General features: G+C 60.2%; 21 protein-coding genes. 17 read left to right on the top strand and 4 right to left on the bottom strand.

What is annotated here, in order from left to right; genetic code table 11:
- Nucleotides 1-15 precede the first annotated feature (15 nt).
- Nucleotides 16-843: a dienelactone hydrolase family protein gene (locus B3229_RS14945; protein WP_286871999.1), complete on the bottom strand. Its 828-nt coding sequence runs from the start codon at nt 841-843 to the stop codon at nt 16-18.
- A 301-nt stretch (nt 844-1,144) separates the two neighbouring features.
- Between B3229_RS14945 and udp the strand changes: the two genes are divergently transcribed.
- From udp to tatD, 10 genes are all read left to right on the top strand, one after another.
- The gene (gene udp / locus B3229_RS14940) at nt 1,145-1,900 is read left to right on the top strand and encodes a uridine phosphorylase (RefSeq protein ID WP_033754632.1); all 756 of its coding nucleotides are present in this window, start codon (nt 1,145-1,147) and stop codon (nt 1,898-1,900) included.
- 63 nt (nt 1,901-1,963) lie between these two features.
- A complete protein-coding gene (locus tag B3229_RS14935) occupies nt 1,964-3,232 on the top strand; it encodes a tetratricopeptide repeat protein (protein ID WP_286871996.1) in 1,269 nt (422 codons plus the stop codon).
- Between the two features lie 95 nt (nt 3,233-3,327).
- Entirely contained in the window at nt 3,328-4,827 is a 1,500-nt protein-coding gene (gene rmuC, locus B3229_RS14930; protein WP_286871994.1) for a DNA recombination protein RmuC, read from the top strand.
- Between the two features lie 75 nt (nt 4,828-4,902).
- Nucleotides 4,903-5,661, top strand: a complete 759-nt coding sequence (ubiE, locus tag B3229_RS14925; protein ID WP_033754641.1) for a bifunctional demethylmenaquinone methyltransferase/2-methoxy-6-polyprenyl-1,4-benzoquinol methylase UbiE — start codon at nt 4,903-4,905, stop codon at nt 5,659-5,661.
- A gap of 12 nt (nt 5,662-5,673) precedes the next feature.
- A complete protein-coding gene (ubiJ, locus tag B3229_RS14920) occupies nt 5,674-6,279 on the top strand; it encodes a ubiquinone biosynthesis protein UbiJ (RefSeq protein WP_286871991.1) in 606 nt (201 codons plus the stop codon).
- Nucleotides 6,276-7,913 carry a ubiquinone biosynthesis regulatory protein kinase UbiB gene (gene ubiB / locus B3229_RS14915; RefSeq protein WP_048786986.1) on the top strand — a complete coding sequence of 546 codons (1,638 nt, stop codon included), beginning with the start codon at nt 6,276-6,278 and terminating at the stop codon, nt 7,911-7,913. The genes ubiJ and ubiB overlap by 4 nt, the downstream gene beginning before the upstream one ends.
- A gap of 112 nt (nt 7,914-8,025) precedes the next feature.
- A complete protein-coding gene (tatA, locus tag B3229_RS14910; protein ID WP_033754649.1) occupies nt 8,026-8,280 on the top strand; it encodes a Sec-independent protein translocase subunit TatA in 255 nt (84 codons plus the stop codon).
- A 3-nt stretch (nt 8,281-8,283) separates the two neighbouring features.
- Complete coding sequence (gene tatB / locus B3229_RS14905; RefSeq protein WP_048786987.1) at nt 8,284-8,826, top strand: Sec-independent protein translocase protein TatB; 543 nt, start codon at nt 8,284-8,286, stop codon at nt 8,824-8,826.
- 2 nt (nt 8,827-8,828) lie between these two features.
- The gene (gene tatC / locus B3229_RS14900; protein ID WP_033754655.1) at nt 8,829-9,587 is read left to right on the top strand and encodes a Sec-independent protein translocase subunit TatC; all 759 of its coding nucleotides are present in this window, start codon (nt 8,829-8,831) and stop codon (nt 9,585-9,587) included.
- A gap of 95 nt (nt 9,588-9,682) precedes the next feature.
- Nucleotides 9,683-10,465: a 3'-5' ssDNA/RNA exonuclease TatD gene (gene tatD / locus B3229_RS14895; protein ID WP_096072398.1), complete on the top strand. Its 783-nt coding sequence runs from the start codon at nt 9,683-9,685 to the stop codon at nt 10,463-10,465.
- On the opposite strand, the gene rfaH is transcribed toward tatD, so the two are convergent.
- Nucleotides 10,462-10,950: a transcription/translation regulatory transformer protein RfaH gene (gene rfaH / locus B3229_RS14890; protein ID WP_033754660.1), complete on the bottom strand. Its 489-nt coding sequence runs from the start codon at nt 10,948-10,950 to the stop codon at nt 10,462-10,464. The genes tatD and rfaH overlap by 4 nt on opposite strands.
- A 197-nt stretch (nt 10,951-11,147) precedes the next feature.
- Here rfaH and pepE point away from each other — a divergent pair, with 197 nt between their 5' ends.
- The 3 genes from pepE to fre all read left to right on the top strand — a co-directional run bounded on the left by pepE (nt 11,148) and on the right by fre (nt 14,180).
- The gene (pepE, locus tag B3229_RS14885) at nt 11,148-11,873 is read left to right on the top strand and encodes a dipeptidase PepE (protein WP_286871981.1); all 726 of its coding nucleotides are present in this window, start codon (nt 11,148-11,150) and stop codon (nt 11,871-11,873) included.
- Nucleotides 11,874-11,952: 79 nt separating this feature from the next.
- Nucleotides 11,953-13,437 carry a 4-hydroxy-3-polyprenylbenzoate decarboxylase gene (gene ubiD / locus B3229_RS14880; RefSeq protein ID WP_033754664.1) on the top strand — a complete coding sequence of 495 codons (1,485 nt, stop codon included), beginning with the start codon at nt 11,953-11,955 and terminating at the stop codon, nt 13,435-13,437.
- Between the two features lie 41 nt (nt 13,438-13,478).
- Nucleotides 13,479-14,180, top strand: a complete 702-nt coding sequence (fre, locus tag B3229_RS14875; protein ID WP_048786989.1) for an NAD(P)H-flavin reductase — start codon at nt 13,479-13,481, stop codon at nt 14,178-14,180.
- A 63-nt stretch (nt 14,181-14,243) separates the two neighbouring features.
- Here the strand turns inward: fre and fadA are convergent, their stop codons facing one another.
- Both fadA and fadB read right to left on the bottom strand, forming a co-directional pair.
- Nucleotides 14,244-15,407: an acetyl-CoA C-acyltransferase FadA gene (fadA, locus tag B3229_RS14870; RefSeq protein WP_048786990.1), complete on the bottom strand. Its 1,164-nt coding sequence runs from the start codon at nt 15,405-15,407 to the stop codon at nt 14,244-14,246.
- A gap of 9 nt (nt 15,408-15,416) precedes the next feature.
- The gene (gene fadB / locus B3229_RS14865; protein WP_286871976.1) at nt 15,417-17,600 is read right to left on the bottom strand and encodes a fatty acid oxidation complex subunit alpha FadB; all 2,184 of its coding nucleotides are present in this window, start codon (nt 17,598-17,600) and stop codon (nt 15,417-15,419) included.
- Between the two features lie 184 nt (nt 17,601-17,784).
- Between fadB and pepQ the strand changes: the two genes are divergently transcribed.
- The 4 genes from pepQ to hemG are packed head-to-tail and all read left to right on the top strand — an operon-like array spanning nt 17,785 to nt 21,765.
- The gene (gene pepQ, locus B3229_RS14860; RefSeq protein WP_286871974.1) at nt 17,785-19,116 is read left to right on the top strand and encodes a Xaa-Pro dipeptidase; all 1,332 of its coding nucleotides are present in this window, start codon (nt 17,785-17,787) and stop codon (nt 19,114-19,116) included.
- On the top strand, nt 19,116-19,733 hold the full coding sequence (locus B3229_RS14855; RefSeq protein WP_286871972.1) for an IMPACT family protein: 618 nt from the start codon (nt 19,116-19,118) through the stop codon (nt 19,731-19,733). The genes pepQ and B3229_RS14855 overlap by 1 nt, the downstream gene beginning before the upstream one ends.
- A 25-nt stretch (nt 19,734-19,758) precedes the next feature.
- Complete coding sequence (trkH, locus tag B3229_RS14850) at nt 19,759-21,210, top strand: Trk system potassium transporter TrkH (RefSeq protein WP_033754677.1); 1,452 nt, start codon at nt 19,759-19,761, stop codon at nt 21,208-21,210.
- Nucleotides 21,211-21,228: 18 nt separating this feature from the next.
- Complete coding sequence (gene hemG, locus B3229_RS14845) at nt 21,229-21,765, top strand: menaquinone-dependent protoporphyrinogen IX dehydrogenase (RefSeq protein WP_286871969.1); 537 nt, start codon at nt 21,229-21,231, stop codon at nt 21,763-21,765.
- Nucleotides 21,766-21,960: the final 195 nt, after the last annotated feature.

Genomic DNA, 21,960 nt, shown 5'->3' with positions numbered 1-21,960 from the left:
TTATTGCGTGCGTAATCAGACGACGCCGAACTGCTTAAACCACGTCAGCATACGCGCCCAGCCATCCTGCGCCGATTCGGCGTGATAGCTCGGACGATAGTCGGCGTTGAAGGCGTGGCCCGCGTCGGGATAGACAACGATCTCCGCTTTGGCGTTAGCGGCGTGCAGCGCCTGACGCATCTGCTCCACGCTCTCCAGCGGAATGCCATCGTCCTGGCCGCCGTAGAGGCCCAGCACCGGCGCGCCTAAATCCACGGCGATATCGATCGGATGCTTCTGCTGCTTCATGGTTTTCTCGCCGATGAGGCGACCATACCAGGCGACGGCGGCGCGCAGCTGCGGATTGTGCGCGGCGTAAAGCCAGCTGATGCGGCCGCCCCAGCAGAAGCCGGTAATGCCCATGCGGCGAATATCGCCGCCGTTGCGGCCGGCCCAGTTGGCTGCGTGGTCGAGATCGGAAAGCACCTGACTGTCCGGCACTTTGCTGACCAGCTCGCTGAACAGGGTAGGGATATCGTGGTAATCGTTCGGGTCGCCTTCGCGGAAATAGAGCTCCGGCGCAACGGCCAGATAGCCCTCCAGCGCCAGCCGACGGCAGATATCGCGAATATGCTCGTGCACGCCAAAGATCTCCTGCACCACCAGCACCACCGGCAGCGGACCGTTCGCCTCTTTCGGTCTGGCGTAGTAAGCGGGCATATTTTCACCCTGGCTCGGCACCGAGGTTTCGCCTGCCTGAATATCCTGGCTGTCGGTATGAATCGTGGTTGAGGCGGTCGGCTGTACTGCAGGTGCAAAGCCGCCCGTCGATGATTTTTGTGCCATATTGTCTTCGGTTTTCATTTTTTTCTCCGTGCTGGCAGTAGCGCAATCACGTAACTATAGCCTGGCCAGATGACGTCTGGACCAGAGACCGGGAACAGAGTAGGGAGCAAGCAAGACACTCTTCTCTTTAACATTGCTGCGAAGCCCGACGCACACAGCTTGTAGCAATGGCGTTCTGAATGGCTTAGTTATGTGACTTAGATCGCATTGTCATCAATGCAAAATGTAACATTCATTTTTGATAGTGACTGTTATCACACAAATTTGCGCTGCGCTGACGTAGAGTGGCGCGCTTCACTTCCCTGTTCAGGAGTTTGCTATGTCTGACGTTTTCCACCTTGGCCTCACCAAAGCCGATCTGCAGGGCGCGACCCTGGCTATCGTTCCCGGCGATCCGGAGCGCGTAAAGAAAATTGCCGGACTGATGGCGGACGCCCAGCCGCTGGCGTCGCACCGGGAATTCACCTCCTGGCTGGCGAAGCTGGACGGCAAGCCAGTGGTGGTCTGCTCCACCGGCATCGGCGGCCCGTCGACCTCTATCGCGGTAGAAGAGCTGGCGCAGCTTGGCGTGCGCACCTTTCTGCGCGTCGGCACCACCGGCGCTATTCAGCCGCACATTAACGTCGGCGACGTGCTGGTTACCACTGGCGCGGTGCGCCTCGACGGCGCCAGCCAGCACTTCGCGCCGCTGGAATTTCCCGCCGTAGCAGATTTCGCCTGCACCACTGCGCTGGTTGCGGCGGCGGAGGCGAGCGGCGCGACTACCCATATCGGCGTTACCGCGTCGTCCGACACCTTCTATCCAGGCCAGGAGCGTTACGACACCTTCTCCGGCCGCGTGGTCAGCCGCTTTCAGGGCTCGATGAAGGAGTGGCAGCAGATGGGCGTGCTTAACTATGAGATGGAGTCTGCCACGCTGCTGACGATGTGCGCCAGCCAGGGGCTGCGTGCGGGCATGGTAGCGGGCGTCATCGTCAACCGTACCCAGAAAGAGATCCCGGATGCGGCCGCCATGAAGCAGACCGAGAGCGATGCGGTAAAAATTGTGGTCGAAGCGGCGCGCCGTTTGTTATAACGCTTTCAGGCAGCGCCTCTGCGCGCTGCCTCTGCTCTTTACAGCAAAAGCGAGGATCGCCCGATGCGCCACACGCCGCCACGACAGAAATCCGCCTTAACCGCCTCTCCCGCCGCCATGCAGGCGCGCCTTGAAAACGCCGCCGCGCGCTTTCGCCAGCATATGTCACAGCAGGATTACGCCGCCGCCGCCAGCTGCTGCGAAGAGGTGCTGCGCATCATGCCAAATCAGATGCAGGTGCTGAGCGACTACGCGCTCTGTCTGCTGCGGCTCGGCCACTACAGCAAATCTTACCGCGTCTATCAGAAAATCTATCAGGCGCCGCCCGCCGTGCGCGCGACCGCTTCGGAAACCTGGCTGGATGGACTGGCGGAGCTGTGCGGCTGGATGGGCAAGCGAGAGGAGCTGGCGAAATATGGCCTGGAAGCGCTGAACGGCGCAGACGCGCGTTTTCGTCAGGGTCAGCGTTACTCCTTTCCGGCGGCGCGGCCGGAACCGATCGATCTGACGAAACCCGAACAGAACGCGATCGCCTTCAGCCTCTACGGCGGTCAGCCGCGCTACTGCGAAACCCTGATTAAAAACGTCGAGGTGGCGCAGCAACTCTATCCCGGCTGGCGCTGCCGCATTTATCTGGATCAAAGCGTGCCGCAGCACGTGTGGCAGCGTCTCAACCAGCCGCACGTCGAGCTGATCGATATGTCGCAGGAAAAGGCGATCTACCCGACGCTGTGGCGTTTTCTGGTGATGGACGATCCCGGCGTCAAACGCTTTATTATCCGCGACGCCGACTCGCTGCTGTCGGAGCGCGAAGCGGCGGCGGTCGACGCCTGGCTCGCCTCGCCATACTGGTTCCACCATATGCGCGACTACTTTTCCCATACCGAGCTGCTGCTGGCGGGCATGTGGGGCGGCTGCAACGGCGTCTTCAGCAACATGGCGCAGGCGATGCGCGACTTTATCGCCCGCTACAGCGGCAACGCGCGCTTTACCGATCAATATTTCCTGAAGGCCGCGCTGTGGCCGACGGTGCGCGAAAGCCTGCTGAGCCACGATGAGATTTTCCATTTTCATCAGGCGCAGCCCTGGCCGCCGCACGCGCCGGTGCGCTGGCGCATGGAGAACTTCCACGTCGGCAGCAACGCCGGCTTTGCCAGCATGGCGGGCAAAGCGACGGTGAAAGAGGGAGAGACGCAGTCCGTGGAGCTTACCTGGGGCGGCAACGTCTTTGTTTATCCGGCGCGGGTAAAAGGGGATGAATGGCTGATGCCGATGCCGTTTTTTCTCACCGACGCGTGGAAAGCGGGCGAGCTACAGGTCAAAGCGCTGTAGCGCCTGCTCCGGGGTGAAAACCGCCCTAAATTAGTCTGGACATTCATACAGGCCGACTTTACCTTTTCCCGAGCAATGCGCGTCTCGAGGGAATCATGGATCAGCAGATTATTATCAGCGCCTGTCTGGCGCTCGCCGGACTGGGCATCGGCTGGATGCTGGCGCAGCTGCGCGCTGGCCATCAGGCCGCCAGCTTTGCCACCGAGCGCCGTTTGCAGCAGGAGGCGCATCAGCGTCAGCAGCAGCAGCTTGAACAGCTCCAGCAACAGCTGCAGCAGCGCGAACAGGAGCTGCGCCAGCTGCATGGCGCGCTGAGCGGCGCGCAGGAGCGGCTGCAACAGCTCGATTACTGGCGCGGCGAATGCGAACAGCTCAACCGCGAGCTGCGCAACCAGCTAGAGGTCAACAGCGCGCAGGAGGCCGAGCTGCGCGAGGTGACCATCCGCCTTGAAGAGACGCGCTTCGCCGCCGAAGAGAAGCAGCGTCTGCTCACCAGTAGCGAGCAGCGCCTCAGCGCGCAGTTCGAAAATCTCGCCAACCGCATCTTCGAAAACAGCGGCCGCCGCGTCGACGAGCAGAACCGCCAGAGCCTGAACAGCCTGATCGCTCCGCTGCGCGAGCAGCTGGACGGTTTTCGCCGCCAGGTGCATGACAGCTTCGGCCAGGAGGCGCGCGAGCGTCACACGCTGGCGCACGAGATCCGCCAGCTGCAGCAGCTGAATGCGCAGATGGCGCAGGAGGCGATCAACCTCACCAAAGCGCTGAAAGGCGACAACAAGATTCAGGGCAACTGGGGCGAAGTGGTGCTGAGCCGCGTACTGGAGGCGTCAGGCCTGCGCGAAGGCCATGAGTATCAGACGCAGGTCAGTTTGCAGTCGGAGCAGCAGGGCAGAATGCAACCGGATGTGATCGTGCGTCTGCCGCAGGGCAAAGATGTGGTGGTCGACGCCAAGATGACGCTGGTGGCCTACGAGCGCTACTTCAACGCGGAAGATGAAGTGACGCGCGAGCAGGCGCTTCAGGAACATGTCGCCGCGGTGCGCAGCCATATTCGCCTGCTGGGCCGTAAAGATTATCAACAACTGGCCGGTTTACGCTCGCTCGATTATGTGTTGATGTTCATTCCGGTCGAGCCGGCCTTTCTGCTGGCGATCGACCGACAGCCGGAGTTGATCAGCGAGGCGCTGCAGCAGAACATCATGCTGGTGAGCCCGACGACGCTGCTGGTGGCGCTGCGCACCATTAACAACCTGTGGCGCTACGAGCATCAGAGCCGCAATGCGCAGCGCATCGCCGACCGCGCGGCGCGCCTCTATGACAAGATGCGGCTGTTCGTCGATGATATGAGCGGCATCGGCCATAATCTGGATAAGGCGCACAACAGCTACCGCGAGGCGATGAAAAAGCTGGCGGAAGGACGCGGCAACCTGATCGCGCAGAGCGAGGCGTTTAAATCCCTGGGCGTTGAAGTTAAACGCTCAATCAATCCGCAGTTAGTCGAGCAGGCGATGCCGGAAAAGGCATGGGACGAAGAGGAGACGCCTGACGACGTCGCCGAAACCCTGGAGGCGCGCGTGAGGCGGCTCCATGAATAAGCGGGTCGTCGCGTGCCTGACTACCCTGACTCTGATACACTTCGGGAAGTATTGTTTGTGGAACAGGTAAAACCGATGGCAGATGAATCACAGCAGGAAACTACCCATTTTGGCTTTCAGACGGTCGCCAAAAGCGAAAAAGCTGACAAAGTCGCGGACGTGTTTCACTCCGTAGCGGCGAAATATGACCTGATGAACGATCTGATGTCCTTTGGCATCCATCGCATCTGGAAGCGTTTTACCATCGACAGCAGCGGCGTGCGTCGCGGACAGCGCGTGCTGGATCTGGCGGGCGGCACCGGCGATTTGACGGCGAAGTTTTCCCGTCTGGTCGGCGATACCGGTCAGGTGGTGCTGGCAGACATTAACAGCTCAATGCTGAAAATGGGCCGCGACAAACTGCGCAATCTCGGCGTAGTCGGCAACGTCAGTTACGTGCAGGCCAACGCCGAAGCGCTGCCCTTCCCGGATAACTATTTCGACTGCATCACCATCTCTTTCGGCCTGCGCAACGTGACCGACAAAGAGAAGGCGCTGGCGTCGATGTTCCGCGTGCTTAAGCCGGGCGGACGTCTGCTGGTGCTGGAGTTCTCCAAACCGGTGCTCGATCCCCTCAGCAAAGCGTACGACGCCTATTCGTTCCATATTCTGCCGCGCGTCGGTCAGCTGGTGGCGCAGGACGCCGAAAGCTACCGCTATCTGGCGGAGTCAATCCGCATGCATCCCGATCAGGAGACCCTGAAGGCGATGATGAACGACGCCGGATTCGAGAACACCACTTATTACAACATGACCGGCGGCATCGTCGCGCTGCATCGTGGATTTAAGTTTTAACCGGATATGGTGATGCGCTTGACGCCCTTGATTACCGCCGGTCTTGAGACCGCGCTAAACCGCATGCTCTATCGCGATCGCAGCCTGAAAGCCGCGCGCCAGCGACTGGTGGGACAGGTGCTGACGCTGCGTCTCGAGGAGCTTTCCCATCCGCTGGTGCTGGTCTTCAGCGAACAGCAGCTCGACGTGCTGAGCGACTGGCAGGACAACAGCGACTGCACCGTGATTACGCAGTTGAAAACCCTGCCGAAGCTGCGCGATCGCCAGCAGCTGACCAGCCTGATCCGCAGCGGCGAGCTGCAGGTCGAAGGCGATCTGCAGGTGGTGCAGCGCTTTTCCGCGCTGATCGATCTGGCGGAGCTGGACCCGGCCGAATATCTCGCGCCCTGGATCGGCGATATCGCCGCGCAGGGCATTAGCCAGGCGGCGCAGCGCGGCCTGCGGCTGCTACGCGGCGAGGTCGCGCGCCGTCAGGATTATCTGGGGCAGGCATTAACCGAAGAGTGGCGCGTCGCGCCGGGCGCGCTGGAACTGGCGTGGTTTTCTGAGGAGGTAGACGCGATGGAACGTTCGCTTGATGCGCTCACGGCGCGTTTAGCGCAGCTGGAGGCGAAATGACGTTTGGAGAGATTCGCCGTTTATATTTCATCATCAGGATCTTTTTGACTTACGGTCTTGATGAACTGATCCCCCGCATGCGCCTTACCATTCCGCTGCGCCTCTGGCGCCGCACGATTTTCTGGCTGCCTAACCGCCATAAAGACGAAGAGATCGGCGTGCGTATGCGCCTGGCGATGGAGCAGCTCGGTCCGGTCTGGATTAAGTTTGGCCAGATGCTCTCTACGCGTCGCGACCTTTTTCCGCCCGTGATCGCCGACCAGCTCGCCATCCTGCAGGATCGCGTTGCGCCCTTCGACGGCGTAAAGGCTAAAGAGCAGATTGAAAAATCGATCGGCGGCCCGGTAGAAACCTGGTTCGATGATTTCGATATCAAACCGCTGGCGTCGGCGTCGATCGCGCAGGTGCATACCGCCACCCTGAAATCCACCGGCAAGAAGGTGGTGATCAAGGTGATTCGCCCTGACATTCTGCCGGTGATCCGCGCGGATATGAAGCTTATCTATCGCCTGGCGCGCTGGGTGCCGCGTCTGCTGCCGGACGGACGTCGTCTGCGTCCCATGGAAGTGGTGCGCGACTACGAGAAGACCCTGATCGACGAGCTGAACCTGCTGCGCGAAGCGGCCAACGCCATTCAGCTGCGCCGTAACTTCGAAGATAGCCCCATGCTCTACGTGCCGGAAGTCTATTCGGACTACTGCAGCGAAACCATGCTGGTGATGGAGCGCATTTACGGCATTCCCATCTCCGACGTGGTCACGCTGGAGCAGCACGGCGTCAACATGAAGCTGCTGGCCGAGCGCGGCGTGCAGGTCTTCTTTACGCAGGTGTTCCGCGACAGCTTCTTTCATGCCGATATGCATCCCGGCAATATCTTCGTCAGCTACGACCATCCGGAAGATCCGCAATATATCGGTATCGACTGCGGCATCGTCGGCTCGCTGAACAAAGAGGATAAGCGCTATCTGGCGGAAAACTTTATCGCCTTCTTCAACCGCGACTACCGCAAAGTGGCGGAGCTGCACGTCGATTCAGGCTGGGTGCCGCCCGATACTAACGTCGAAGATTTCGAGTTCGCTATCCGTACCGTTTGCGAACCTATCTTCGAGAAGCCGCTGGCGGAGATCTCTTTCGGCCATGTGCTGCTTAACCTGTTCAGCACCGCGCGCCGCTTTAATATGGAAGTGCAGCCGCAGCTGGTGCTGCTGCAAAAAACGCTGCTCTACGTCGAAGGCATCGGCCGTCAGCTCTATCCGCAGCTCGATCTGTGGAAAACCGCTAAGCCGTTCCTGGAAGAGTGGATCAAAGATCAGATCGGCCTGCCGGCTATCCTGCGCGCGGTGAAAGAAAAAGCGCCCTTCTGGGCGGAGAAGCTGCCGGAGCTGCCGGAGCTGTTTTATGAAAGCATGCGGCATCATAAACTTTTGCAGCACAGCGTCGATAAGCTGACTAAGGATATGCACGCCCAGCGGACGCAGCATCATAAAGCGCGCTATCTGTTCGGCGTCGGCGCGACCCTGCTGCTCAGCGGCACTGCGGTATTGCTGAGCCGCCCGGACTGGGATTTCTTTCCGGCCCTGTTAATGGCGGCGGGTTTCGTCACCTGGCTAATCGGCTGGCGTAAGACAAACTAATTGTCAGCCACGCCTGAATCGCGGTAATGTCGCAGCCTTAAGCCCGGCGTCATCAGGGCTTTTGGCTGACATTACTCTTCTCAATTTCTCGCAACATCAGAGGCACTATCTCATGGGCGGTATCAGTATCTGGCAATTATTAATTATTGCCGTCATCGTTGTACTCCTGTTTGGCACTAATAAGTTAAAAAACCTGGGTTCCGATATCGGTTCCTCTATCAAGGGCTTTAAAAAAGCCATGAGCGATGAGGATGAGAAAAAGGATCATCCAAACCAGCAGGACGCTGATTTCAATGCCAAAACGCTGGCGGATAAACAGCAAACTTCGGCTAACAAAGAAGACGTCAAAAACGACAAGCAGGTGTAAACCGTGTTCGACATTGGTTTTAGTGAACTGGTACTGGTGTTCGTGATCGGGCTGATTGTTCTCGGCCCGCAGCGACTGCCGGTTGCGGTAAAAACCGTAGTGGGCTGGATTCGGGCGATGCGCTCGCTGGCCGCCAACGTGCAGCATGAGCTGGCGCAGGAGCTGAAACTGCAGGAGCTGCAGGACAGCCTGAAAAAGGTGGAAGAGGCGAGCCGCGGCACCCTGTCGCCGGAGCTGAAAGAGTCAATGGAAGAGCTGCGCAAGACCGCCGATTCGATGAAGCGTTCGGTTCAGCAGAGCATTGACATCGAAAAAGCCGAGGACGAAGCCAATACCATTCATGCGCCGCAGCAGCGCGCGGCGGAATCTGTGACGCCGGCAACGGCCCACACGCAGGCCAGCGCGCCGGCGCAGGCGCCGGAAGCGGCGGCAGAGGCCGCTGAAACCGCTAAAACCGATGCGAACCCGCAAGCGGCGGTTGTTAATCCTGCGCCGGCCGCGCCGCGCAGTCCGGCAACAACCTCTTCTGCAAGTGATGAACGATAACCATGGCCGTTGAAGATACCCAACCGCTTATCAGCCACTTGATTGAGCTGCGTAAGCGTCTGCTGTACTGCATTGTCGCGGTGTTTGCGATTTTCATGGCGCTGATCTATTTCGCCAACGACATCTATCATATGGTCGCTTCGCCGCTGATCAGCCAGATGCCGGCCGGCGCCAGCATGATCGCCACCGACGTCGCCTCGCCGTTTTTTACGCCGATTAAGCTCACCATCATCGTGTCGGTTTTTCTCGCGGTGCCGGTGATCCTCTATCAGGTATGGGCTTTCGTCGCGCCGGCGCTCTACCGGCATGAACGCAGGCTGGTGATGCCGCTGCTGTTCTCCAGCACCCTGCTGTTTTACGTCGGCGTCGCCTTCGCTTACTTTATCGTCTTTCCGCTGGCGTTCGGCTTCTTCGCCAAAACCGCGCCGCAGGGCGTGACCATCGCGACCGATATCACCAACTACCTCGACTTCGTTATGACGCTGTTTATGGCGTTCGGCGTGGCGTTCGAGGTGCCGGTGGCGATCGTGCTGCTCTGCTGGACCGGCATCACTACGCCGGAAGATCTGAAAAAGAAACGCCCCTATATTCTGGTCGGCGCGTTCGTTGTTGGGATGCTGCTCACACCGCCGGACGTTTTCTCGCAAACTTTGCTCGCTATTCCGATGTACTGCCTGTTTGAAGTCGGCGTATTCTTTTCTCGTTACTACGTCGGGAAGGGACGGCGGGCGCAGGAAGAGGAACAGCATACCGATTCCTGACCCGTTATCAGTATGTTTCCCGCGCCTGGCGGGTAGACCCTGTTACCGAACCGCCCATCTGGGCGGTTTTTGTTTAATAAGCGATGGGAAAGATTATGTTTGATATCGGTGTAAACCTGACCAGCACGCAGTTCGCCGCCGACCGCGACAAGGTGGTAAAGCGTGCGCGCGAAGCGGGCGTCACCGGCATGTTAATCACCGGGACCAATGCGCTGGAGAGCCAGCAGGCGCAGCGGCTGGCCGAGCGTCAGCCCGACTTCTGCTGGTCGACGGCGGGCGTGCATCCGCATCACGCCAGCGAATGGTCGAATGAGACGGCCAATACGCTGCGGCGCCTGGCAGAGCGGCCGCAGGTGGTGGCGATTGGCGAATGCGGCCTCGATTTCAACCGCAACCTTGCCGCGCACGAGCAGCAGGAGTACGCCTTCGACGCGCAGCTGGCGCTGGCCGCCGAGCTAAATATGCCGGTCTTCCTTCACTGTCGCGAAGCGCACGACCGCTTTGCGGCGGTGCTGGCGCCCTGGCTGCCGAAGCTGCCGGGCGCGGTAGTGCACTGCTTTACCGGCACGCGCGACGAGCTGGAAGCCTGTCTGGCGATGGGGCTGTCGGTGGGGATTACCGGTTGGGTCTGCGATGAGCGTCGCGGTATGGCGCTGCGTGAGATGCTGCCGCTGATCCCGGCAGAGCGGCTGCTGCTGGAGACGGACGCGCCTTATCTGCTGCCGCGCGATATGCATCCGCGGCCGACGTCGCGCCGCAACGAACCCTGTTTTTTGCCGCATATCGTGCAGCAGGTGGCGAAGTGGCGTGGAGAGGAGCAGGAGGCGCTGGCGGAGCAGGTGGATCGTAACGCGCGCGCGCTGTTCCGACTGCCTTAAAGCTTGCGGAACTGCTTGTTGTCTACGCTGCGCATCACCTGTTTATTCAGCAGGTTAAGCAGCAGCATAGAGCGCGTTTCGCCATCGGGTTCGGCGAAGATGGCGCGCAGGCCTTCAAAGGTTCCTTCGGTGATGATGACCTCATCACCGACCTGCGGCGTTTCCGGATCGATCAGCGTTTGCGGCACGTCGGTTTGCAGCGCTTCGATAACGGCGGAAGGCACCGTCGCAGGCAGCGTGCCGAAGCGCACGAAGTGGCTGACGCCGCGCGTGCTGCTGATGGTCGTGGTATGAATCGCTTCCGGATCAAATTCGATAAAGAGGTAGTTAGGAAACAGGGGCTCACTCACGGTGGTCCGTTTGCCGCGCACCACTTTTTCCAGAGCGATCATCGGGCTGAGGCAATGCACCTCCTGCCGCTCAAGATGCTCTTTCGCGCGCAACAGCTGTCCACGTTTGCAATAGAGTAAGTACCAGGATTCCATAAATGCTCCCATTGAATGGACGCTAAGAATAGCAAACCTGCTGCCAGAGTTATAGCGCATCGCAGCGTGGAAAGATGTCGAAGCGGACAAAGTGGCCGAGGTTTCCGCAAACTGCCTGACGCAAGCGGGAAAATTGACGAGCGGCGGTGCGCTGGTTCAGACTCGTGGCTCATAACATGTGCGAAAAGGATCTGCTGATGGAACTGTTTTTATTAAGCAACGGCAAGCTGACCGACGATGCGCCGCTGCTTGGCTACGCGCAGCCGCAGCTGCATGCGATGATCGCCCAGCGCGGCATCCGTTCGGCGGTGCTGGTGCCTTACGCCATTATTCGCGGCGACCATCAACAGCGCGCCGCCGAGCTGAGCGCGTCGCTGGGCGTTACCGTGCGCTGCGTACAGGATTTCGCGACGCCGGTGGCGGCCATTGAGCAGGCGGAGCTGATTCTGGTCAGCGGCGGCAATACCTGGCTGCTGAATCAGATGCTGCACGAGAACGGTCTGATTGTGGCGATCCAGCGCGCCGTGCGCGAACGGGCGGTGCCTTACGTCGGATGGAGCGCGGGCTGCAACGTAGCGACGCCCTCGATTCGCACCACCAACGATATGCCGGTGCGCAGCAGCGTGGTGTTGCCTGCGCTAGGGCTGTTTCCGGTTCAGATCAATCCGCACTATCTTGACGCGCACGCCAGCGGACATATGGGCGAAACCCGCGACGAACGCCTTGCCGAGTTTTGCGCCGTCAATCCTGAAGAGTCGGTGATTGCGCTGCGCGAAGGCAGTTTTCTGCATGTGCATGAAAATCAGCTCTCTTACTTCAGCGTGCGCGGCGAGGATTTTAAAGTTTTCCGCCATAATCAGCCGATTCAGGCCTGCCGCGACGCCACGGCGCTGCAGGCGCTGGTTCCCTTTCGCTGCGACTGAGGTTGCTGCATAAAATCCAACACGCCTTAAGAATCGGCCCTATAATGGCCGATTCACTTTGGCTGGAAGCGAAGGCCGCATGAAATATCACGATTTACGAGACTTCCTCACGCTGCTGGAACAGCGCGGCGAGTTAAAGCGCATTAGCCACTCTATCGATCCTGAGCTGGAAATGACGGAAATTGCCGACCGCACGCTGCGCGCCGGCGGACCGGCGCTACTGTTTGAAAATCCTAAAGGCTACGACATGCCGGTGCTGTGCAACCTGTTCGGCACGCCGAAACGCGTGGCGATGGGCATGGGTCAGGAAGAGGTCAGCGCGCTGCGTGAAGTCGGCAAGCTACTGGCGTTTCTGAAAGAGCCGGAACCGCCGAAAGGCTTTCGCGATCTGTTCGACAAGATGCCGCAGTTCAAACAGGTGCTGAACATGCCGACCAAACGGCTGCGCAACGCGCCCTGCCAGGAGGTGGTGTTCAGCGGCGATGAGGTCGACCTGTCGCGCATTCCGGTGATGAAGTGCTGGCCTGACGACGCCGCGCCGCTGATTACCTGGGGGCTGACCGTTACGCGCGGGCCGCACAAAGAGCGGCAGAATCTGGGCATCTATCGCCAGCAGGTGATTGGTAAAAACCGGCTGATTATGCGCTGGCTCTCCCATCGTGGCGGCGCGCTCGACTATCAGGAGTGGTGCCAGACCCATCCTGGCGAACGCTTCCCGGTTTCCGTTGCCCTCGGCGCCGATCCCGCCACCATTCTCGGCGCGGTAACGCCGGTGCCGGATACGCTGTCAGAGTACGCCTTCGCCGGTTTGCTGCGCGGCAATAAAACGGAAGTGGTGAAGTGCCTCTCCAACGACCTGGAAGTGCCCGCCAGCGCGGAGATCGTGCTGGAAGGTTACATCGAGCCGGGCGATATGGCGCCGGAAGGGCCCTATGGCGATCATACGGGCTACTACAATGAAGTGGATAACTTCCCGGTTTTCACCGTCACGCACGTTACGCAACGGCAGAACGCTATCTATCACTCCACCTATACCGGCCGTCCGCCCGATGAGCCGGCGGTGCTGGGCGTCGCCCTGAACGAAGTGCTGGTGCCGATCCTGATTAAGCAGTTCCCGGAGATTGTGGATTTCTATCTGCCGCCGGAAGGCTGCTCTTATCGCCTGGCGGTGGTGACGATGAAAAAACAGTACGCAGGACACGCAAAGCGCGTGATGTTCGGCGTCTGGTCATTCCTGCGGCAGTTCATGTACACCAAATTTGTTATTGTGTGTGACGATGATGTTAACGCACGCGACTGGAACGATGTGATCTGGGCCATTACCACCCGTATGGATCCGGCACGCGACACGGTGCTGGTGGAAAACACGCCTATCGACTATCTGGACTTCGCCTCGCCGGTTTCCGGCCTGGGTTCCAAGATGGGCCTGGACGCCACCAATAAATGGCCGGGCGAGACCCAGCGCGAGTGGGGACGACCGATTGTGAAAGATCCCGCCGTAACGGCGCGCATCGACGCGATCTGGGATGACTTAGGCATCTTTACTCAGCCGCCGCAGCGCTGACGGCGCGCACAACCCTAATGACGACCCGACAGAGGGAACGCATGACGATTTTAAGCTGTAAAGTAACTTCAGTTGAAGCGATTACCGATACCGTATATCGCGTCCGCCTGATACCCGAAGCGGATTTTGCCTTTCGCGCCGGGCAGTATTTGATGGTGGTGATGGACGAGCGCGACAAGCGTCCGTTCTCGCTCGCCTCGACACCGATGGAAAAAGAGATTATCGAGCTGCATATCGGCGCCTCCGATCTCAATCTCTACGCCATGGCGGTCATGGATCGCATCCGTGACGACCGGCAGATCACCGTGGATATTCCGCACGGCGACGCCTGGCTGCGGGAAGAGAGCACCCGTCCGATCGTCCTGATCGCTGGCGGTACCGGCTTCTCCTATGCGCGCTCTATCCTGCTGACCGCGCTGGCGCAGCAGCCGGATCGCGAAATCGCTATTTACTGGGGCGGCCGCGAACTGCAGCACCTCTACGATCTTGACGAGCTCAATGCGCTGGCGGTGAAGCACCCTAATCTGCGCGTGGTGCCGGTGGTCGAACAGCCGGAAGAGGGCTGGCAGGGACGTTCCGGCACGGTGCTGACGGCGGTGATGCAGGATTTCGCCACGCTGGCGGAGCATGATATCTATATCGCTGGCCGCTTTGAGATGGCGAAGATCGCTCGTGACCGCTTCTGCGCCGAGCGCGGCGCAAAAGAGGCGCAGATGTTCGGTGACGCGTTCGCCTTTATTTAGGCGTCAGGCAGAAAAAACCCGCCTCTGACGGGCGGGAACTGACTTCCAACGTGATCCAACGTATTACAGACGCTCAAATACGGTTGCGATGCCCTGGCCTAAGCCGATGCACATGCTGGCCAGGCCGAACTGGGCATCGCGTCGTTCCATAATGTTCAGCAGCGTGGCGCTGATGCGCGCGCCGGAGCAGCCAAGCGGATGACCGAGCGCAATTGCGCCGCCGTTCAGGTTCACCTTATCGTCCAGCCGATCCAGCAAGCCGAGATCTTTAATACAGGGCAGGGTTTGCGCGGCGAACGCTTCGTTCAGCTCGAATATGTCGATATCCTCCACGCTTAATCCGGCGCGCTTCAGCGCCAGCTTGCTGGCAGGCACCGGACCATAGCCCATAATCGACGGATCGCAGCCGATGACCGCCATGCTTCTGACGCGCGCGCGCGGCGTCAGCCCCAGTTCGCGCGCGCGGCTTTCGCTCATGACCAGCAGCGCGGCGGCGCCGTCGGAGAGCGCCGAAGAGCTGCCCGCCGTGACCGTGCCGTTCACCGGATCGAACGCCGGCTTCAGCGCCGCCAGCCCTTCGAGACTGGTCTCCTCGCGGATCACCTCGTCAAAATCGTAGCGCTTCAGCACGCCGTCGGCGTCGTGACCGTAGGTCGGCACGATCTCCCGGCGAAAATCGCCGCGCTGCGTCGCGGCCCAGGCGCGCTGATGCGAGCGCAGCGCAAAGGCGTCCTGCTGTTCGCGGCCGATATGGTGCATATGCGCCAGCATCTCGGCGGTCAGACCCATCATGCCCGCCGCTTTCGCTACCGTGCGGCCCAGTCCGGGATGAAAATCGACGCCGTGGCTCATCGGCACGTGACCCATATGTTCGACGCCGCCGACCAGGCAGGCGTGCGCGTCGCCGACCATAATGGCGCGCGCTGCATCGTGCAGCGCCTGCATCGACGATCCGCACAGGCGATTGACGGTGGTTGCCGGCACGCGATGGGGAATTTCCGCCAGCAGCGCGGCGTTGCGCGCGATATTAAAGCCCTGCTCCAGCGTCTGCTGCACGCAGCCCCACACTATGTCGTCCAGCGTGGCGGGATTTAGCGCCGGATGGCGGCTTAACAGCTCGCGCATCAGATGCGCAGAGAGATCTTCCGCGCGCACCTGACGAAAGGCGCCGCCTTTAGAGCGGCCCATCGGCGTGCGGACCGCGTCAATAATCACCACATTTTCCATCTTCTGTCCTCAGGCGCTTTGCAGCGCCGCTTCGTCGATAGGTTGAACCGCCGGATACCAGCTTTCGCGCTGATGCGCCTTCTGCAGCAGCAGGTCAGGCAGCTGGTAGAGCGCGCCAAGATCGCCGTAGCGTCTGGCCTGATCCACTACGTTGCCGTTGCCGAGCGTGTCGAGATAGCGCAGCGCGCCGCCGCGGAATGGCGGAAAGCCGAGGCCGTAGACCAGCGCCATATCGGCTTCGGCCGGCGAGGCCACGATCTTCTCCTCCAGGCAGCGCACCACTTCATTCAGCATCGGAATCATCATGCGATTGAGGATCTCTTCGTCGCTGAAGACGCGCGTAGCGGCGCAAACAGGGTTAAGCAGCGCGTCCACCTCGGGATCGATCGCTTTTTTCGCTTTGCCTTTGCGATCCGTCTCCCAGCGGTAAAAGCCTTTGCCGTTTTTCTGGCCATAGCGTTCCGCATCGAACAGGACGTCGATAGCGTCGCGGTAATCTTTCTGCATGCGCGTCGGAAATCCTTCCGCCATAACGCGCTGCGCGTGATGCGCGGTATCGATGCCGACCACGTCCAGCAGCCACGCCGGCCCCATCGGCCAGCCGAACTGCTTCTCCATCACTTTATCGATCTGGCGGAAGTCCGCGCCGTCGCGCAGCAGCAGGCCGAAGGCGGCGAAGTAGGGAAAGAGCACGCGGTTGACGAAGAAGCCGGGACAGTCATTGACGACGATCGGCGTCTTGCCCATTTTGCTCGCCCAGGCCACCACTTTGCCGATGGTGGCGTCGCTGCTCTTCTCGCCGCGCACCACCTCTACCAGCGGCATACGCGGCACCGGGTTGAAAAAGTGCATGCCGCAGAAATTTTCCGGACGCTGCAGCGCCTGAGCCAGCTGGCTGATGGGAATCGTCGAGGTATTAGAGGCGAGTACCGCATCCGCACGCAGATGCTGTTCGGTTTCCGCCAGCACTTTCGCTTTGACCTGCGGATTTTCGACCACCGCTTCGACCACGATATCGGCGCGCTCGAAACCGGCATAGTCGAGCGTAGGCTGGATCATGGCGATGGTGCTGGCCAGCTTGCCGCCGTCGATCTTGCCGCGCTCCAGCTGTTTATTCAGCAGCTTGCTGGCCTCGTTCATGCCCAGCGTCAGCGCCTGCTGCTGAATATCCTTCATCTTCACCGGCACGCCTTTCCACGCCGACTGATAGCTGATGCCGCCGCCCATAATGCCCGCGCCCAGCACCGCCGCCTGTTCCGGCGCGCTGCTGGCGCTGGCGTACTTTTTCGCCAGCCCTTTGACATACTGATCGTTAAGGAAAATGCCGACCAGCGCCCGCGCTTCATCGCTCTGCGCCAGCGGCACGAAGGCGGCGGTTTCCAGCTTCAGCGCATCGTCGCGCCCCAGCGCGGCGGCGGCCTCGATGGTTTTGACCGCAGCGAGCGGTGCGGGATAGTGTTTGCCTGCGGTTTGCAGCACGACGTTTTTCGCCACGGTAAAGCTCATGGCGGCTTCAATCGGGCTGAGGCGCAGCGGCGCCAGCTTCGGCGCGCGGCGCGCCTGCCAGTCGCCCTGCGCGATAGCTTCCTTCAGCATGGCGAGCGCGGCGGCGCGCAGCTTATCGCTGCTGACCACCGCATCGACCAGCCCGAGCTTAAGCGCGCTGGCGCCGTCGACATCTTTTCCGGCGGCGATAATCTCCAGCGCGGCGTCGGCGCCCAGCAGACGCGGCAGGCGTACGCTGCCGCCGAAGCCCGGCATAATGCCCAGCCGCGTTTCCGGCAGACCGATGCGCGCGCCAGGCGTGGCGACGCGCAGATCGGTCGCCAGGATGCATTCGCACCCGCCGCCCAGCGCGTAGCCGTCTACGGCGGCGATGGTCGGCACCGGCAGATCTTCCAGCCGGTTAAAAATGCTGTTGGCGAAGGCGAGCCACTGGCTGAGCTTTTCGGTCGGCGCGTCGAACAGCGAGAGAAATTCGGTAATATCGGCGCCGACGATAAAGGCGGGCTTAGCCGAGCTTAGCAGTACGCCGCGCAGCGAGGTTTGCTGCTCCAGCACGCCAATCGCTTCGCCAAGGCTGGCGACGGTGCGGGTGTCGAGCTTATTGACTGAGCCGGGGGCGTCGAACTGCAGCTCAGCGACGCCGTCTTCGAGCCAGCGCAGGGAAAGGGTATCGCCTTGGTAGAGCATGTGCGTCTCCTGATCGCGAAAGGGGATCTGGTCATACCAGATGATCAGGAGTGTGGGATTCGTGTTAATTTTTTGCAAACCAAAGTTTGCTTATTTGCTAACAGGATCACAGCGTCGGGAACGCGGCGTTCAGGCAGCGGCTGTGCTACACTGCGGCGATTTTCGCGACACGGGAGAGCGAGCAATGGATTCACTGAAAACGCTGTATCAGACGCATATCGCCACGCTGCAACAGCGGGCGCAGCAGGTGCTGGCGCGCAATAAACTGGATGCGATGTTGATTCATTCCGGCGAACTGCTAACGGTTTTTCTCGACGATCATGACTATCCCTTTAAGGTGAATCCTCAGTTCAAAGCCTGGGTGCCGGTTACGCAGGTGCCGAATTGCTGGCTCTGGATCGACGGCGTCAGTAAGCCGAAACTCTGGTTCTACTCGCCGGTTGATTACTGGCATAACGTCGAGCCGCTGCCGAACAGCTTCTGGACCGAAGCCGTCGACGTGGTCGGGCTGAAAAGCGCCGATGAGATTGGGCAGCTGCTGCCGGCGCAGCGCGACAATGTCGCCTATATCGGGCCGGTGGTGCAGCGCGCCGCGCAGCTCGGCATCAGCGCCGACAATACCAACCCGAAAGCGGTGATCGATTTTCTTCACTACCACCGCAGCATCAAAACCGATTACGAACTGGCCTGCATGCGCGAGGCGCAAAAGCTGGCCGTCGCCGGCCACCGCGCCGCGAAAGAGGCCTTTTTCTCCGGCCTCAGCGAGTTCGATATCAATCAGGCTTACCTGACGGCGACCGGCCATCGCGATATCGACGTGCCCTACGGCAATATCGTCGCCCTTAACGAACATGCCGCCGTGCTGCACTACACCCGGCTTGATCACCAGCCGCCGGCGAAGCGTCACAGCTTCCTTATCGACGCGGGAGCGGAATACCTTGGCTACGCCGCCGATTTAACGCGCAGCTACGCAGCACAGAAGGATTCGCTTTACGCCAGCCTGGTCGCGGCGATGAACAGCGAAGAGCTGGCGCTGATCGGCACGCTGAAAGCGGGCGTGCGCTACACCGACTATCATCTGCAGATGCATCAGCGCATCGCGAAGCTGCTGCTGAAGTTTGACCTGGCGCAAGGCATAAGCGAAGAGGCGCTGGTGACGGAAAACATCACCGGGCCCTTTATGCCGCACGGACTGGGCCATCCGCTCGGATTGCAGGTTCATGACGTCGCGGGCTTTATGCAGGATGAGGCAGGCACTCATCTCGCGGCGCCGGCCCAGTATCCTTATCTGCGCTGCACGCGCGTGCTGGAACCGGGCATGGTGCTGACCATCGAGCCAGGCTTCTATATCATCGAGTCGCTGCTGGCGCCGCTGCGTGAAGGTCCGTTCAGCCAGTATCTTAACTGGCAGGCGATTGACGCGCTGAAGCCTTACGGCGGCATCCGCATTGAAGACAACGTGGTGGTGCATGCCAACCGCATTGAGAACATGACGCGCGATCTGCACCTTGCCTGATGGATGCTTACGATATTCCCGCTGATGCCGTCAGCATCAGCGAGGAGACGATTAAGAAAAGCCGCTTTATTACGCTGCTGGCCCACACCGACGGCGTAGAGGCGGCGCGCGCCTTTGTTCAGCAGGTGAAAAGCGAGCATCCCGACGCGCGTCACCACTGCTGGGCCTGGGTCGCGGGCGCGCCGCACGATTCGCAGCAGTTGGGCTTCTCCGATGACGGCGAACCCTCCGGCACGGCGGGCAAACCGATGCTGGCGCAGCTGATGGGCGCGGATATCGGCGAGATCACCGCAGTGGTAGTGCGTTACTACGGCGGCATCATGCTCGGCACCGGCGGGCTGGTAAAAGCCTACGGCGGCGGCGTACAGCAAGGGCTCCGGCAGCTGGCGCGCACGCGCAAAGTGCCGATGAAACGTTATGCGCTAAAGTGCGACTATGCGCAGCTCGGCGATATCGAACGTCTGTTGGACAGGTTCGACGGCCGCATCGATGAGATTGTCTACCTTGACCGCATCGCGCTGACGCTGGCGCTGCCCTATGCGCACATCGAGGCGTTCAAACAAACGCTTTCTGACTTTAGCCGGGGCGCGCTGAGCCTCGACCCGTTAACACCCTGACAACTCTTTTCTAAGGAACGGCTGAATGCATTTTCGCGCCATTACTCGCATTGTCGGTCTGCTGGTGATCCTCTTTTCCGTCACCATGATTGTGCCGGGACTGGTGGCTTTAATTTATCGCGACGGCGCCGGACGCGCGTTTAGCCAGACCTTTTTGATGGCGCTGGCGATCGGCTCGCTGCTGTGGTGGCCGAACCGCAAACAGCGTACCGAGCTGAAGCCGCGCGAAGGCTTCCTGATCGTCGTGCTGTTCTGGACGGTGCTCGGCAGCGTGGGGGCGATGCCTTTTATCTTCGCCGAGCAGCCGCATCTCTCCGTGACCGACGCGTTCTTTGAATCCTTTTCCGGCCTGACCACCACCGGCGCGACCACGCTGGTGGGGCTCGACAGCATGCCGAAAGCCATTCTCTTTTACCGGCAGATGCTGCAATGGCTCGGCGGGATGGGGATCATCGTGCTGGCGGTGGCGATCCTCCCCATTCTGGGAGTGGGCGGCATGCAGCTCTACCGCGCGGAAATGCCGGGGCCGCTAAAAGACAATAAGATGCGCCCACGAATTGCGGAAACCGCTAAAACGTTGTGGCTGATCTATGTGTTGCTGACGGTCGCCTGCGCGGTAGCGCTCTGGCTGGCGGGCATGCCGCTGTTCGATGCGATAGGGCACAGCTTCTCCACCATCGCCATCGGCGGCTTTTCAACGCACGACGCCAGCATCGGCTATTTCAACAGCGGCACCATCAATACCATTATCGCCGTCTTTCTGCTGATCTCCGGCTGTAACTACGGCCTGCACTTTTCGCTGCTCAGCAATCGCAACCTGCGCGTCTACTGGCGCGACCCGGAATTTCGCACCTTTATCGGCGTGCAGCTGACGCTGGTGGTCATCTGCACGCTGGTGCTCTGGTTTCATAACGTTTACGCCAGCGGCTGGCAAACGCTTAATCAGGCTTTCTTCCAGGTGGTGTCGATGGCGACCACGGCGGGATTCACCACCGACAGCATTGCGCGCTGGCCGCTGTTCCTGCCTGTGCTGCTGCTCTGCTCCGCTTTTATCGGCGGCATGGCGGGATCGACCGGCGGCGGCCTGAAGGTGATCCGCATTTTGCTGCTGTGCAAGCAGGGCTCGCGCGAGCTGAAGCGTCTGGTGCACCCTAACGCGGTCTATACCATTAAGCTTGGCAACCGCGCGCTGCCGGAGCGTATTCTGGAAGCGGTGTGGGGATTCTTCTCGGCCTATGCGCTGGTGTTTCTGGTCAGCATGCTGGCGATTATCGCCACCGGCGTCGATGACTTCTCTGCCTTTGCGGCGGTTGCGGCAACCTTGAACAACCTGGGGCCTGGCCTGGGGGTAGTAGCGGATAACTTTACGTCGATGAATGACGTGGCGAAATGGATCCTGATCTCGACCATGCTGTTCGGGCGTCTTGAAGTCTTTACCTTATTAGTCCTCTTTACGCCGACCTTCTGGCGTGAATAAGCAAAACAGGAAGTCACGATGAAAGCGTTAATTCTCTTTTCCAGCCGCGACGGGCAAGCGCGCGAAATCGCCTCTTATATTGCCAATGAGATGAAAGCGCGGCAGGCGTGCGACGTCCTCAATATTCTGCATGCCGACACGGTTGACTGGGCGCAATACGATCGCGTGCTGATCGGCGCCTCGATCCGCTACGGCAATTTCCATCCGGCAGTGGCAAAATTCGTCAAGAGGCATCTGCGCGAGCTGCAGATGCGCGTAAGCGGCTTCTTTTGCGTGAACCTGACCGCGCGCAAGCCGGAGAAGCGCTCGCCGCAGACTAACGCCTATACGCGCAAGTTTTTACAACAGTCGCCCTGGCAGCCTGACTGCTGCGCCGTGTTCGCCGGCGCGCTGCGTTATCCGCGCTACCGCTGGTTCGACCGGGTGATGATTCAGCTGATTATGCGCATGACCGGCGGGGAAACGGATAAGACCAAAGAGGTGGAGTATACCGACTGGCATCAGGTAGGGCGCTTTGCGCAGGAATTCGCTCAATTGCCCGCCAAATCGGCGTGATTAACAGCGATCTGCTGAAAATTAATGCGAACGAGAATTTTTTTTAAATTAGCGCTTGTCAGCCCGGAAGAACTCCCTATAATGCGCCTCCACTGACACGGCACAACGGCTTACGAAAGGCGGTGTTCAGGAGGCTCGGGAAGCTGAGCCGCCGGATGAAATCCCTGAAAAAAAGGGTTGACTCCGAAGGAGAGT

Origin of the sequence: Pantoea sp. UBA5035, assembly GCF_002415245.1 — a bacterium.
GTDB classification, from domain to species: Bacteria; Pseudomonadota; Gammaproteobacteria; order Enterobacterales; family Enterobacteriaceae; genus Pantoea; species Pantoea septica.
This window is presented reverse-complemented; position numbering and strand designations above follow the sequence as displayed.

Bases quoted from the DNA above. Each gene is read 5' to 3' on its own strand.
- fre (WP_048786989.1), top strand. From the start codon at position 13,479: ATGACGATTTTAAGCTGTAAAGTAACTTCAGTTGAAGCGATTACCGAT.
- ubiJ (WP_286871991.1), top strand. From the start codon at position 5,674: ATGCGCTTGACGCCCTTGATTACCGCCGGTCTTGAGACCGCGCTAAAC.
- udp (WP_033754632.1), top strand. From the start codon at position 1,145: ATGTCTGACGTTTTCCACCTTGGCCTCACCAAAGCCGATCTGCAGGGC.
- rfaH (WP_033754660.1), bottom strand. From the start codon at position 10,950: ATGGAATCCTGGTACTTACTCTATTGCAAACGTGGACAGCTGTTGCGC.
- tatA (WP_033754649.1), top strand. From the start codon at position 8,026: ATGGGCGGTATCAGTATCTGGCAATTATTAATTATTGCCGTCATCGTT.
- tatD (WP_096072398.1), top strand. From the start codon at position 9,683: ATGTTTGATATCGGTGTAAACCTGACCAGCACGCAGTTCGCCGCCGAC.
- B3229_RS14945 (WP_286871999.1), bottom strand. From the start codon at position 843: ATGAAAACCGAAGACAATATGGCACAAAAATCATCGACGGGCGGCTTT.
- ubiB (WP_048786986.1), top strand. From the start codon at position 6,276: ATGACGTTTGGAGAGATTCGCCGTTTATATTTCATCATCAGGATCTTT.
- B3229_RS14935 (WP_286871996.1), top strand. From the start codon at position 1,964: ATGCGCCACACGCCGCCACGACAGAAATCCGCCTTAACCGCCTCTCCC.
- trkH (WP_033754677.1), top strand. From the start codon at position 19,759: ATGCATTTTCGCGCCATTACTCGCATTGTCGGTCTGCTGGTGATCCTC.
- ubiE (WP_033754641.1), top strand. From the start codon at position 4,903: ATGGCAGATGAATCACAGCAGGAAACTACCCATTTTGGCTTTCAGACG.
- pepE (WP_286871981.1), top strand. From the start codon at position 11,148: ATGGAACTGTTTTTATTAAGCAACGGCAAGCTGACCGACGATGCGCCG.
- B3229_RS14855 (WP_286871972.1), top strand. From the start codon at position 19,116: ATGGATGCTTACGATATTCCCGCTGATGCCGTCAGCATCAGCGAGGAG.
- tatC (WP_033754655.1), top strand. From the start codon at position 8,829: ATGGCCGTTGAAGATACCCAACCGCTTATCAGCCACTTGATTGAGCTG.
- ubiD (WP_033754664.1), top strand. From the start codon at position 11,953: ATGAAATATCACGATTTACGAGACTTCCTCACGCTGCTGGAACAGCGC.
- rmuC (WP_286871994.1), top strand. From the start codon at position 3,328: ATGGATCAGCAGATTATTATCAGCGCCTGTCTGGCGCTCGCCGGACTG.
- fadA (WP_048786990.1), bottom strand. From the start codon at position 15,407: ATGGAAAATGTGGTGATTATTGACGCGGTCCGCACGCCGATGGGCCGC.
- pepQ (WP_286871974.1), top strand. From the start codon at position 17,785: ATGGATTCACTGAAAACGCTGTATCAGACGCATATCGCCACGCTGCAA.
- fadB (WP_286871976.1), bottom strand. From the start codon at position 17,600: ATGCTCTACCAAGGCGATACCCTTTCCCTGCGCTGGCTCGAAGACGGC.
- hemG (WP_286871969.1), top strand. From the start codon at position 21,229: ATGAAAGCGTTAATTCTCTTTTCCAGCCGCGACGGGCAAGCGCGCGAA.